This window comes from Lentzea sp. CC55, assembly GCF_021056325.1.
Lineage (GTDB): Bacteria > Actinomycetota > Actinomycetes > Mycobacteriales > Pseudonocardiaceae > Lentzea > Lentzea jiangxiensis.
The window spans coordinates 375,248-388,068 of the sequence record NZ_JAJCXE010000019.1 but is presented as its reverse complement, the minus strand read 5'-3'; the positions used below and the strand labels follow the sequence as shown (position 1 = coordinate 388,068).

General features: G+C 70.1%; 11 protein-coding genes. 4 read left to right on the top strand and 7 right to left on the bottom strand.

Going from position 1 to position 12,821, the window contains the following annotated elements:
* Positions 1-14: 14 nt before the first annotated feature.
* The 4 genes from L6E10_RS13515 to L6E10_RS13500 all read right to left on the bottom strand — a co-directional run bounded on the left by L6E10_RS13515 (position 15) and on the right by L6E10_RS13500 (position 4,136).
* Entirely contained in the window at positions 15-1,016 is a 1,002-nt protein-coding gene (locus L6E10_RS13515; protein WP_236219856.1) for an NAD-dependent epimerase/dehydratase family protein, read from the bottom strand.
* Complete coding sequence (locus tag L6E10_RS13510) at positions 1,013-2,053, bottom strand: Gfo/Idh/MocA family protein (RefSeq protein WP_236219855.1); 1,041 nt, start codon at positions 2,051-2,053, stop codon at positions 1,013-1,015. The genes L6E10_RS13515 and L6E10_RS13510 overlap by 4 nt, the downstream gene beginning before the upstream one ends.
* A complete protein-coding gene (locus L6E10_RS13505) occupies positions 2,053-3,546 on the bottom strand; it encodes a sugar transferase (protein WP_236219854.1) in 1,494 nt (497 codons plus the stop codon). The genes L6E10_RS13510 and L6E10_RS13505 overlap by 1 nt, the downstream gene beginning before the upstream one ends.
* A gap of 374 nt (positions 3,547-3,920) precedes the next feature.
* Entirely contained in the window at positions 3,921-4,136 is a 216-nt protein-coding gene (locus L6E10_RS13500; RefSeq protein ID WP_236219853.1) for an RNA-binding S4 domain-containing protein, read from the bottom strand.
* 90 nt (positions 4,137-4,226) lie between these two features.
* Between L6E10_RS13500 and L6E10_RS13495 the strand changes: the two genes are divergently transcribed.
* On the top strand, positions 4,227-4,910 hold the full coding sequence (locus L6E10_RS13495) for a DUF2306 domain-containing protein (protein WP_236219852.1): 684 nt from the start codon (positions 4,227-4,229) through the stop codon (positions 4,908-4,910).
* 280 nt (positions 4,911-5,190) lie between these two features.
* On the opposite strand, the gene L6E10_RS13490 is transcribed toward L6E10_RS13495, so the two are convergent.
* From L6E10_RS13490 to L6E10_RS13480, 3 genes are read right to left on the bottom strand one after another with little or no spacing between them, the layout of a single operon-like run.
* Entirely contained in the window at positions 5,191-5,607 is a 417-nt protein-coding gene (locus L6E10_RS13490) for an SLATT domain-containing protein (RefSeq protein WP_236219851.1), read from the bottom strand.
* A complete protein-coding gene (locus L6E10_RS13485) occupies positions 5,604-6,806 on the bottom strand; it encodes a DUF4231 domain-containing protein (RefSeq protein ID WP_236219850.1) in 1,203 nt (400 codons plus the stop codon). Before L6E10_RS13485 ends, L6E10_RS13490 begins: the two co-directional genes overlap by 4 nt.
* A gap of 54 nt (positions 6,807-6,860) precedes the next feature.
* The gene (locus L6E10_RS13480; RefSeq protein WP_236219849.1) at positions 6,861-7,556 is read right to left on the bottom strand and encodes a haloacid dehalogenase-like hydrolase; all 696 of its coding nucleotides are present in this window, start codon (positions 7,554-7,556) and stop codon (positions 6,861-6,863) included.
* Positions 7,557-7,591: 35 nt separating this feature from the next.
* On the opposite strand from L6E10_RS13480, the gene L6E10_RS13475 reads away from it, so the two are divergent.
* The 3 genes from L6E10_RS13475 to L6E10_RS13465 all read left to right on the top strand — a co-directional run bounded on the left by L6E10_RS13475 (position 7,592) and on the right by L6E10_RS13465 (position 12,790).
* Positions 7,592-8,977, top strand: coding sequence for an SDR family oxidoreductase (locus L6E10_RS13475; RefSeq protein ID WP_236219848.1), 1,386 nt, complete (start codon positions 7,592-7,594; stop codon positions 8,975-8,977).
* A 117-nt stretch (positions 8,978-9,094) separates the two neighbouring features.
* Positions 9,095-9,757: a Ku protein gene (locus L6E10_RS13470; protein ID WP_236219847.1), complete on the top strand. Its 663-nt coding sequence runs from the start codon at positions 9,095-9,097 to the stop codon at positions 9,755-9,757.
* Positions 9,758-9,919: 162 nt separating this feature from the next.
* Complete coding sequence (locus L6E10_RS13465) at positions 9,920-12,790, top strand: bifunctional RecB family nuclease/DEAD/DEAH box helicase (RefSeq protein WP_236219846.1); 2,871 nt, start codon at positions 9,920-9,922, stop codon at positions 12,788-12,790.
* Positions 12,791-12,821 lie beyond the last annotated feature (31 nt).

Here is a 12,821-nt window from a genome sequence, read left to right as displayed (position 1 = left end):
CCGCGGTCGGTCCGTCAGGCGTTCTGCTCGGCGGCGGCCTTCTCGGCACGCCACCACGCGACGAGGTCGCGCAGTCCGCCGTCCATCTCGATCTCGGGCTTCCACCCGAGCTCGCGGGCCGCGAGGCTGATGTCGGCGAGCCGGCGCGTCACGCCGTTCACCTTGCGCTCGGGGCCGTGCTCCAGCGGCAGGTCGGAGTCCATCGCGGCGAGCAGCGCGAGGGCGAGCTCCTTGAGCGAGGTCTCCTGGGAGGACGCGATGTTGTACACCGCGTCCGTGACCGGCGCCTTGGCCGCGAGGATGTTGGCGCGTGCGATGTCGTGGACGTGCACGAAGTCCATCGTCTGGGCGCCGTCGCCGAAGATGAGCGGCGACTTGCCCTCGACGATGCGCTCCATCCAGCGGATGAGCACCTCGGTGTACAGGCCGTGGACGTCCATCCGCGGTCCGTACACGTTGAAGTAGCGCAGTGCCACGTAGTCGAGGTCGTACATGGCCTTGAAGCTGCGGAGCATGCCTTCGTTGAACGCCTTCGCGGCGCCGTAGAAGGTGTCGTTGTTGTACGGGTGGTGCCGTTCGTCGGTGGGGAACGACTCCGCGAGGCCGTAGACCGAGGCCGACGACGACGCGATGACCTTCTTCACCCCGGCGGCCGCGGCGGCCTCCAGGATCGTGAACGTGCCGTCGACCAGGCACTCCAGCGCGAGGCGCGGTTCCTCGGCGCACTGGGTGATGCGGATGGCGGCGAGGTGGAAGACGAGGTCCACCCCCTCGGTCAGCTCCCGCACCAGGGCCTTGTCGTTGATGTCGCCCTCGACGACGCGGACGACACCGGACTCGAGCGCGGAGGCCAGGTTCTCCCGGCGGCCGCGCACGAAGTTGTCCAGCACGACGACCTCGGCGGCGCCGGCCTCGACGAGCTGGTCCACCACCGAGGAGCCGATCGTGCCCGCACCACCGGTGACGAGGGCACGCTGCCCCGTGATCGGCTGGCCCGCTTCGTTCTGGGCGGTCATGGAGAAACCCTGCCTTCGACTTGGTGTACGGGGACGAACAGACCGCCGGAGCGCAGCGACTCCGACGCCGCCTCCAGCACCGCCAGCACGCGCAGGCCCGCGCGTCCGTCGGTGAGCGGCGCGCGCTTCTCGGTGATGGACGCGGCGAACTCGGCCATCATCGTGCGCAGCGCCTCGCGTTCGACCAGCGCCGGCGCGACCATGTCGCCGGTGCGGTAGGAGATCTTCTGCTGCTCCAGGGAGCGTTCGACGCCGCGGTCGTAAATGGACAGTCGCTGCGCCGGGTTGTTGTCGTCCCACACGACCGTGCGCTGCGAGCCGCCGATGACCATCGTGCGGATCTTGGTGGGAGACAGCCAGTTCACGTGCACGTGCGTGATGGCGCCGTTCGACAGCCGGACCGTGAGGTGGCCGACGCACGCGACGCCCGCGCCGATCGGGTCCGAACCGTGCGCGGCGACCTCCACCGGCACCACGTCGTCGGGCAGGATCGCCTCGAAGATCGAGAGGTCGTGCGGGGCGAGGTCCCACAGCACGTCCACGTCCGGCTGCACCAGACCGAGGTTGATGCGCACCGAGTCGATGTACTGGATGTCGCCGAGCTCGCCGCCACGGATGATCTGGCGCAGGTGCTGCACCGACGACGTGTACGCGAAGGTGTGGTCGAGCATCAGCGTGAGGCCGCGCTGTTCCGCGGTCTCGACGAGCTTCAGGCCGTCCTCGAGGTTGGCCGCGAGCGGCTTCTCCACGAGGACGTGCTTGCCGGCCTCCAGCGCCGCGAGCGCGACGGGCAGGTGCGTGGCGGCGGGTGTCGCGATGGCGACGGCGTGCACCTCGGGGTCGGCGAGGACCTCGTCGAGGGACGCCGTGGCGCGCACGGTCGAGTACTGGCCCAGCACGCGCCGAGCCTTGTCCACGTCGAGGTCGCAGAGGTAGCGCAGGTGCAGCTCGGGCGTGGCCTGGGCGTTGCGGACGAGGTTCGGCCCCCAGTACCCGGCGCCGATGACAGCAAGGCCGATCACGTCTTGGTCCCCCATCAGTAAGCCCCCTGGCCGCCGAAGACGGCGCGGAAGGTCTTCCACATGATCACGAGGTCGAGGGCGAGCGACCAGTCCTCGACGTAGCGCAGGTCGAGGCGGACCGACTCCTCCCACGAGAGGTCGCTGCGTCCGCTCACCTGCCAGAGGCCGGTCAGGCCGGGCTTCACCAGCAAGCGGCGCCGCACGTCCGAGGAGTACTTCGCGGTCTCCTCCGGCAGCGGCGGGCGGGGACCGACGAGCGACATGCTGCCCGCGAGGACGTTGAACAGCTGGGGCAGCTCGTCGATCGAGTAGCGGCGCAGGACCGTGCCGACCTTGGTGATGCGCGGGTCCTTCTTCACCTTGAACAGCACGCCGTTGCCCTCGTCGACAGCGGCGAGCCTGGCGCGCAACGCATCCGCGTTGGTGACCATCGTGCGGAACTTGACGATCGTGAACGGCACGCCGGTCCTGCCGACCCGCTTCTGGCGGTAGAAGACGGGGCCGCGGCTGTCGATCATCACGAACGCGGCGACGGCGAACATGAGCGGTGCCAGCAGGAGCAGCAGCACGAACGCTCCGACGCGGTCGACGACCTCCTTGACCAGACGGCGGAACCCGCTCAGCGCCGGTTCGCTCACCCGCAGCAGCGGCATGCCGAGCACGGCGCTCATGTGCAGGCGCGGTCCCGCGACCTCCATGAGACCGGGCGAGACGACCATCTCGGCACCGGTGCCTTCGAGGGCCCACGCGAGCTGCTGGAGACGGCGAGGTGTCCAGTAGGCGTCGGGTGTCACGGCGACGATGCGGTACCCGCCGCGGCGGACGTGCTCGGCGAGCTCGCGCAGCTGGCCGACGACGGGCACGCCGTCGACGTCGGTACCGGTGCGGCCGCGGCCGTCGATGGTGCAGATGGCGTCGACGCGCCAGCCCAGGTGGGCGACGCGCTTGGTGCGGTGGATCAGGTCCTCGACGGTGTCGAGGTTGCCGGCGGCGAGGACCGGGAGCAGGAAGCGCCCTTCACCGCGGCCGCGGTGCAGGGGGCGGCGCAGGAGGTAGCGCATGGGGAACGCGACCAGGGCGATCGCGGGTACCACGACGAAGATCCACAGGCGGGCGCCGGGGATGTCGACGGCGAGCGCTCCGAGGCCGAGCGCCACGACGGCACCGAACAACCCCCGGCCGAGTCTTCGGAACTCCTCGGCACCCTGGCCGAGAACGGCCGGCTGCCACACGCGGTTGATCGCGAGGGAGCCGACGACGAGGACTACTGTGAGCATGTCCAGCAGGGCGAGGGAAAGCGGGCCGAAGGCCGTGTGGCGCACGCTCATGACCGCACCGACGGCGACGACGACCAGGGCAACGGTCAGCACGTCGGCGGTGATCACGGCGTAGCGGTAGCGGCTTTCCCAGCGGGCAACAGGTGGGTGGGTCTGTCTGCGTTCCGACAGCGGATTGAGCGTGGAGCGCCGCCCGTCGACGTCACGGGCAGCGCGGACCTGCTCACTCATCGTTCTGATCTCCCCGGCTCAGCGGCGATTCGGACGTGCACGTACGCAGGTCACCCCGAGGACCTTGATTCTCAGATCTTCGCGATCTCCGGCCGCGCCACATTCAGGCGCGGCAGCCGAAGCTCGCAACCGGTGATTCGCGCGTTCCGGTGTTCGCGTTACAGACCGTGGAAGAAAGTTTCTCCGGCGATCGAAGAACGGACGTGACGCGCGTCTCACCAACTGGAAACCGTGGCGACGCAAGACGTTTCAAGATGTCCAAAAGGGACATAGAGGTTACGTATGCCGCGAGGTAATCGTTCAGATCAGGTCTTCAGACCCTTGTCCGATCGACTGCGATTGTGCATGCTCTTACCGCTGAATGGAGCAATGCGTTACGGCCGAACGGAAACGCGTACTTCATCACCTTCGACCACCACTACGTCACCGTGACGCAGCTGTGCTCCCCGCCGCAGCTCCACAGAGCCGTTGACGTGGACTTCTCCGTCCTCGATGAGCTCCTTCGCGTGCCCACCGTCCTCCGCCAGCTGAGCCAGCTTGAGGAACTGCCCTAGCCTGATCGGCTCTTCGGAGATCTCCACCGTCCGCATGAGCGCCATCATCCCAGTAGGGCGCACCCCACCGCGCGCTCGGGGGCCGACACCAGCGCGTTCGAGTGACGCCGTTGACAGGCTCGGGGCATGAGAACTTCGAGGGGGTACATCGCCTGGTTGGCGGTGTCGGGGATCGTCTGCGTGGCGTTAACGATCTTCGCGGCGAGCGCTTACGTCACGCTGGACGTGGACCAGGCCAGACCACCGCTGCGCGGGCCGCTGCACTACGGGCTGCTCGTCGCGCACGTGTTCACCGGATCGGTCGCGGTCCTGACGGGTGTACCGCAGTTCTGGCCGAAGCTGCGCGGCAGGCACCCGCAGGTGCACCGGGTGCTGGGCCGCGTCTACTTCGCGGCCGTGCTGCCGTCGTCGCTGCTCGGTCTCGTGTGCGCTCAGCTCGCCGTCGTCGGGCTGCCGTCGTCCGGGCCGCTGACCGTGCTGTCGGTGCTCTGGTTCGTCACCGCCGTGCAAGGTCTGCGAACGGCCCGGCGGCGCCAGTTCGGCGCTCACCGCATCTGGATGATCCGCGGGTTCGCGCTGACCACCGCCGCCGTCACCGGCCGGCTGTGGGCACTGCTGCTCGGCTCGCTGCTGCCGGAAGCCGACGGGCTCCTGGTCTTCACCACGGCGAACTGGTTGTCGCTCGTGGTGAACCTGCTGGTCGCCGAGTGGTGGGTCCAGTCGCGGGGCTACACCCGCGACTTGCCCTCCGCAGCGCTGAGCCCGAGCATCTCGAGCAGGTCAGCGCAGTCGAGCGCGTCCGTGGCGTGACAGGCCACGGTGCGCGCCGCCTTGCTGTTCTGAATCGTGCTGTGCTCCTTCTCCAGGGCCTTGGCCTCGGCAAAGGTGCCGGTTTCGGGCTCGGCGATCGCGGGACGCGCCCAAGTCATGTCGTGCCTGCTTCCGCATCGGGGGATGAAGCCATCATGACAACGGGATCACCGAAACACCAGAACTTGTGCTTACCGTAATCGACCACCCACGCTGCGTGCCAACTGTCGGAGCGCTTTCTCAAGAACGCTCCAAACGATTTTTCAGCCGCGTTTCGGCTTTACCTGCCGTACCTCAGGACCGACTCCACTTCGGTCACAAATGCAACAAGGCGTTCGTCGTCCACGTCTTCCGGAGTGGGACCGTCCACAGCGAGCCGTTGCAGTGCAACGGAAGTGGTGGCGCTTTCCCGGGCGAGACGGCGAAAGCCGAACGTGGCCTCGTAGAGCGACATCGCCGTGCCGAGCGCGGCGAGGGTCGTCGCCGCGAAACCCCACATGGCCCGGCGTGGCCCGTCCGCCATGCCGATCGCCGCGGCCGCCGCGGCGGCGATGAACAGCGCCGCCGCGAGCGCGACCGTCCACGTGTGAGCGGCGGAGTACCGCTTACGGCTGCGTTCGAAGTGGTCGAGGCGGTCGGAGAACCGGTGCCGCAGATAGGCTTCGACGAACTGGGCCTGCCGCTGCTTGTCGCTCATGTCCTGACCACCTCGTGCTTGCGGTCGCTGACCGCGGCCTCCAGGTCCGCCACCCGGTCCTGCCGTTCCTCCTCCGTCGCCGGCGCGGGTGCGGCGAGGTGCGCGAAGTACAGCGCCCGCAGGCGTTCCGCCCTCGACCTCGCGGTGAGGTACTTGTCGAGCGACTCCCTCCTGCGCGCCACGATCGTGATGGCCGCGGCGAACGCCCCGCCCGCGACGACCAGGACGCCGGGCCACGGCGTGTCCCTGAGCCACGTCTGCAGCGCGGCGAACACCGTCGTCGTGAGACCACCGGCGATCGCGAGCACCGCGGTGAGGCGGTAGCGGTTCTGCTCCGCCTCCGCCTGCGCGTCGAGCTCCTGGAAGGCGGGTGCGACGACCTGGTTGGCGTCGTGGATCGCGTCGGCGAGCGCCGGGTACGCCACGACGAAGCCGGGGTCGACGAGCGGGCGCGGTTGCGGTGCCCGGTAGCGGACCTGGGGCAGCAGCTTCGGCGGCTTGACGGGCTTCTCCTTGCCCAGCAACCGTTCCAGCGCGGTGACGGCCTTCGCGGGCCCCTCGTCCACGTGGACGATGAAGATCCGGCCGCTGCGCACGAGCACCGCGAGGTCGCCGCTGAGGTCACCGGTCGCGATGCGGTCCGCGAGACCGCCGGTGCCGGCGAGCACCAGCAACGGGTTGTTCCCGCCGAGGTGGTCGACGACCTCCTCCTCGTTCTCGCCTCCGGCGACGAGAGCGACCACGGGCTTCTTGTGGCGCACCGCGTCGACCGTGCGGAACAGCACCGGCGTCGCGTCCGTCCACTCCGAACCGGGGACGATCACGGCGACGCTGTGGTGGGGTTCCAGCGGGACCTGACCGTTGGTGGAGGTCTCGGTGAGGTCGTGCACCTTGCTGCTCGGTGCGACACCGACGACGGCGGGCCACTGCTGCTCGCACGCCCGCAAAGCCAGGCCCAGCAGGTGGACAACGCCTCTGTCGGTGCCTTCGGTGACGAACACGGCACCATGGCGCGCCGCGGTCACGACCACGGATCTGAGCACCGGCAACAACTTCGCGGCGAGATCCGTCTCGATGTCCTGCGTGGAACCGAAGACCGCGATGACCGTGCGTCCTCGGGGCAGGCCGAGGGCCTTCGGTTTGATCTCGGCGTCCGGCTGGGACAGCCGTTTGACTGTAGGGCCGCCTGCTGTGGGCATGCCGCGCACCATAACGCCGTGATCGACCGGAGGCCAGAGCCGTTCAGACCCGTCTCACCTCGCCCACACGCTCCTGATCAGCTCTTCCAGGTCGCTCAGGTCGTCGATCACGATCTGCGCCCCTGCCCGGTGGAGGTCCTGCCGCGAGCTGCGCCCCGTGGCCACCGCGACCAGGCGCACGCCCGCCTTCGTGGCCGCGTGCACGTCGTGCGGGGTATCGCCGATGACGACGACCTGATCGCGGGTGAAGGGCCGGATGCGCTGTGCGCGTTCGCGGGCGAAGGTCACCAGTTCGGCGCGGTCCGCGTGCTCGTCGCCGAACGCGCTCACGTCCCAGTCGACGAGGTGCGCGAGGCCGAACTCCTCGAGCTTGATGAGCGCCACGCTCCTGAGGTTGGCGGTCAGCACGCCCTGGTGCACGCGCGGGTCGTCCGCGAAGTGCTCGAGGGCCCGGAGCGCACCCGGCAGGACCTCGCCGTGGCCGGGGATCTCGGCGCGGCGCGTCTCGAAGGAGTGCGCCAGCGCGTCGGACAGCAGGCGCGCGGCCTCCTCGGTGTCCTCGATGCCGTGCTGCCGCAGCACCTCGCCGATGACGTCGACCTCGGTACGTCCGCCGAGGTCCACGGGACCGGTGAGCTCCCGGCCGAACGCCGCGCGGAACGCCTGGCTGTACATCAGCCCGCCGAACCCGCGCGCCGAGATCAGCGTGTTGTCGACGTCCCACAGCACCAGCAGCTCGGGCCCGGTCACCGGACCACCCCCCACTCCCCGTAAAATGCCTGATCATGACCTCGATCGACCCCGCAGAGCTGGAAGTCTGCCTGCGCGTGCTTGCCCAGGTCGAGGACCTGCCGGCCGAACACGACGACGCCGTGCGCGTCCGCCGGGCCACCGCGAAGATCTTCAAGGCCGCGAAGAAGTTCCGGAAGTCCGAGCGCAAGGCCGCCATCGTGGCCAACGACCGCGCTGTGACCGCGCTCACGGCCACCGGGTCGCCGGACCGCATCGACGACGAGACGCAGGGCCTCCCCCTGGTGTCGAACGCCGCCGGCGCCACCGCCGGGACGCTGCTGCGCGCCCGGTCCTGCTACACGTGCCGTTCGAGGTTCGTCGAGGTCGACGCCTTCTACCACAACCTCTGCCCCTCCTGCGCCGCGTTCAACCACGGCAAGCGCGACGCCCGCACCGACCTGACCGGCCGCAACGCGCTGCTGACCGGCGGCAGGGCGAAGATCGGCATGTACATCGCGCTGCGGCTGCTGCGCGACGGCGCGCACACCACGATCACCACCCGCTTCCCCAAGGACGCGGCCCGCCGGTTCGCCTCGATGCCCGACGCTGCCGACTGGATCGACCGCCTCAAGATCGTGGGCATCGACCTGCGCGACCCGGCCCAGGTGCTGGCGCTGGCGGACGAGGTCGCCTCGAACGGCCCGCTGGACGTCCTGATCAACAACGCCGCCCAGACCGTGCGCCGCTCCCCCGGCGCGTACGCACCGCTGGCCCACGCCGAGCACGAGGCGCTGACCGGGGACGCCCGCCGTCCGGAGCTGATCTCGTTCGGCGGCCACGGCCAGCTCGCGCTGCCGGGCACCGCGGTTCCCGAGGCCCACTCGGTGACGACGCTGGCGTTGATGGCGGGGTCCAAGGACATCGACGCGGGCGGCCTGGTGCCGGACACGGCGGCGACGAACTCGTGGATCCAGAACGTCGACGAAGTCGACCCGGTGGAGCTGCTGGAGGTGCAGCTCTGCAACTCGACGGCGCCGTTCCTGCTGATCTCGCGGCTGCGCGCCTCGATGGCGAAGTCGTCGCACCGCCGCAAGTACGTGGTGAACGTGTCGGCGATGGAGGGCCAGTTCTCCCGCGCCTACAAGGGTTCCGGGCACCCGCACACCAACATGGCCAAGGCCGCGCTCAACATGTTGACGCGCACCAGCGCCGAGGAGATGCTGCAGTCCGACGGGATCCTGATGACGGCCGTCGACACCGGCTGGATCACCGACGAACGGCCGCACCCGATGAAGATGCGGCTGGCCGAGGAGGGCTTCCACGCCCCGCTGGACCTGGTCGACGGCGCGGCGCGGGTGTACGACCCGATCGTGCGCGGCGAGGCCGGCGAGGACCTGTACGGCTGCTTCCTGAAGGACTACGCACCCTCCCCGTGGTGAGCGGCGAGCGCCTTCCGTCGGGAAACACGCGTCCGAGGTACCGGTCGGACGCACCCGAACGAGCCCTTTCGTCACGTCGAAGGCCTGTTTGAACACCTGTTCGAGTACTCCTTTGTCATGAGAACTGTGTGGCGGGGAGCACTCCGGTTCGGGATGACGACCATGACGGTGCGGCTGGTGTCGGCGGCGACCGAGCACCGCAGCAAGGTGCACCTCGTGCACCGCGAGGACAGCGGCCGCGTGCGGCACCAGCAGGTGTGCGGGGAATGCTCGCTGAGGCTCACACCGGACGACATCGGGCGGGGCTACGAGCTCGACGACGGGCGCATCGTGCAGATCGACCCGGCGGACCTTCCGGCGCCCGAGGACGGCGTGATCGACGTGCAGCAGTTCGCACCGCAGGTCGACCTCGACCCGGTGGCGTTGCACCGCAGCTACTACCTGGAGCCCGACGACCTGGCCGTGCGGTCCTACGTGCTGCTGCGCGAGACGCTGGAGCGCACCAAGGCCGCGGCCATCGTGAAGTTCGCCCTGCGGGGCAAGGAGGCACTGGCCGCGATCCGGCCGCAGCAGGGCGTCCTCGTCCTGCACACGCTGCTGTGGCCGGACGAGGTGCGGGAGCCGCACTTCGCGTTCCTGCACCGCGACACCGAGGTGCGAACCGGCGAACTGGCCGCCGCGGCGGCGCTGGTCCGCGCGCAGACCCGTCCGTTCAAGCCGCACGACTACCCGAACACGCACCACGAGGCGCTGCTGCACCTCGTGGAGGCGAACGTCTAGGCCACCGCTCCAGGTGGGACCGGGCGCGCTCCCCGCGTATCGGGGATGAACGCGGGGCGCGCGCCCGCGCCGCCGGCGTGGCAACCCCGGAAGCACTCCCGGGGTTGCCACGCCGGGGTGAGGTCCCACCGCTGTCGGTGCGGCTAACTAGCATCACTGCCCATGCTCGTCAGTCCGTCCGACCTCGTCGACCTGCTCGAGTGCGAGCACCGCAGCCACCTGGCTCGTGACGAACGGCGCGGCGACCCCGCCGAGCTGCACCGGCTCGCCGCCCGGACGGCGCGGGACGTGCGGTCCGGCGCGGACCTGGTCGAGAACGCGGTGTTCTTCGACGGTGTCTTCCACTGCTCGACGCAGACCCTCGTGCGCACGGCCGACGGCTACGAGCCGTGCGACGAAGTCCCCGAAGCCACGCCGCTGGCCGTGTTGTCGCTGGTCGCGGCCGCGCAGGCGGTGGGGGCCGAGCGGGCGCACCTGGTCGTGGACGGGCGGCGGACGTCGTTGCGCGTCGCCGACTTCACCCCCCTGCTCGGGCGGCTGCGGACGCGGCTCGCGAAACCCGGTCCCGCGCCCGCCCGGTCGTGGGGTGAGGTGCGGGCGGCGTGCACCGGGTGCCGGTTCGCCCGTCACTGCGCTTCCGGCCGTGAGGAGGCGCGTGACCTCTCGCTCGTGGCCGGGTTGCGCGCGGACCAGCGGCGGAAGCTGGTTTCAGCCGGCATTGACACCATCGACGCGCTTGCGGAGACCGAGGAACGGCCTGCCGCGATGTCGCCCGCCAGCTTCACGGCGCTGGCCGCCCAGGCTCGGCTGCAGGTGCGGCAGGAACGCACCGGCGAGACCACCTACGAGGTCGTGGCGCCCGAGGCGCTGGCGCACCTGCCGGAGCCCGCCGCGGACGACGTGTTCCTGGAGGTCGACGGCGACACGTTCCGCACGCCGGGCTGGGAGGGGACGTTCGCGGAGTTCGTCGAGCGCACGCCGTCCGCGACGGTCTACCACTTCACGCCGCACGACCTGGCCGGCCGGGCCGCGCGGTCGGCGACGCTGGAGTCCGAAGTGGACGAGCTGGTGCGGCGGTGCGTCGACCTGGGTGCGTTGACGCGGCGGGTGTTGCGGGTGTCCACAAGGGAGTACACGCTGCCCGCGCTGAAGCCGTTGCTGGACGACGAGGTCCCGACGCGCGGCCTGCGGGATCTGCTGCACCGCATCAAGGTGGAGCTCGAGATCGAGACCGCCGCCCCGCCGGAACGCGACGAGGCGGCGCTGGAGAAGGCGGCCGAGCGGGCACGCCGGATGGCGGCGCTGACCGAGCCGTTGGCGGCGGAAGGGCACGACCTCTTCGCGGCGACGGTCGGCTACCACCGGCGCGAGGCGAGTCCGGCGTGGGGCGACTTCTTCCGGCAGGCCACCGCGCCGATCTCCGACCTGGAGACGGACTCGAACTGCGCGGTGCCGATCACGCTGCGGGCCGAGGACTGGGTGCCGCCGAGCGGGCGGGTCAGGACGCACAAGCGGCAGGTGCACGCGCGGATCGACCCGGAGCGCCCGCACCCGTTCGGCTCCGGCGAGCAGGTCCGGCTGCTCTACCCCGGCAACGTGACGCGCAACGCCGTGGTGGCCGACGACAACCCGTACGAGCTGGTGCTGACCGAGAGCAACGCCGTCGTGCACGGCGAGATGCCGATCGCGGTGCTGCCGGGCAGCCCGGTGCCGGCATCGCCGAAGGACGAGGCCGTCGCGGAACTGGCCGAGCAGGCGGTCGGCCTGTTGCCGCTGCTCCCCCGCAACCCCGGCATCGACCTGCTGCTGCGCACACCGCCCGCGCAACCGCTGCCGCAGCACGACGACGTGGTGCAGGCCGTGATCAAGGCCGTCGACCAGCTCGACGGCGGAACGCTGGCCGTGCAGGGACCGCCCGGCGCCGGCAAGACGTACCTCGCGACGAAGCTGGTGCGGCACCTGATCGACCAGGGCAAGACCGTCGCGGTCACCTCGACGTCGCACAAGGCCGTCGAGAACGTGCTGTCGAGCGTCGACCCGGACATCCCGATGGCCAAGCGCCCCAAGGAGAAGAAGCCGGAGGAGGGCCTGCCGTGGGACCAGCCGAAGACCAACGGCGCGCTGGCCCGGTGGCGTGAGGAACACCCGCAGGGCCATCTCGTCGGCGGCACCGCCTGGACGTTCTCGAACGCCGTGGTCAAGGCGAACCCGTTCGACGTGATGATCATCGACGAGGCCGGCCAGTTCGCGCTGGCCGACGCGGTGGCCGTGGCGACGGCGGCGCGCAACCTCGTGCTGCTGGGCGATCCGCAGCAGCTCCCGCAGGTCGTGCAGGGCGTGCACCCGCCCGGCTCGGACGCCTCGGCGCTCGGCCACCTGCTCGGCGACTCGGACGTGATCCCCCCGCACCTGGGCTACTTCCTCGCCGAGACGCGGCGGATGCACCCGGCGGTGTGCCGTCCCGTGTCCGAACTGTCCTACGCCGGACTGCTCCATTCGCACGAGACCGCCGCCCTCCGGTCGATCTCCGGCATCGAACCCGGGATCTACCTGCGCGAGGTCGACCACCGGCACAACATCACGTCGTCGGTCGAGGAGGCCGACGCCGTGGTCGACACGGTGCGCGCGATCGTCGGTCGGGAATGGACGGACAACGGCAAAACACGCGAACTTACCGATGCGGACATCCTGGTCGTGGCGCCGTACAACCTGCAGGTGCGGGTGATCCGCCGCCGGCTGGCCGAGGCGGGGTTCGAGGGCACGCGGGTGGGCACCGTGGACCGGTTCCAGGGTCAGGAGGCGCCGGCCGTCATCATGTCGATGACGTCGTCGTCCACCGTGGACCTGCCCCGCGGCCTGGACTTCCTGCTGTCGCGCAACCGGTTGAACGTGGCGTTGTCGCGGGCTCAGGTGCTGGCCGTGATGATCTGCTCGCCCCGGCTGCTGGACGCCGACGTGCGCGGAGTGGAGCAGATGCGGCTGGTGGCGGGCACGATCGGGCTGACCGAAAACATGAGAATCTTTCCGTGGTGACACCGTAGCGTTGTCGGACGGTGACCTTTCG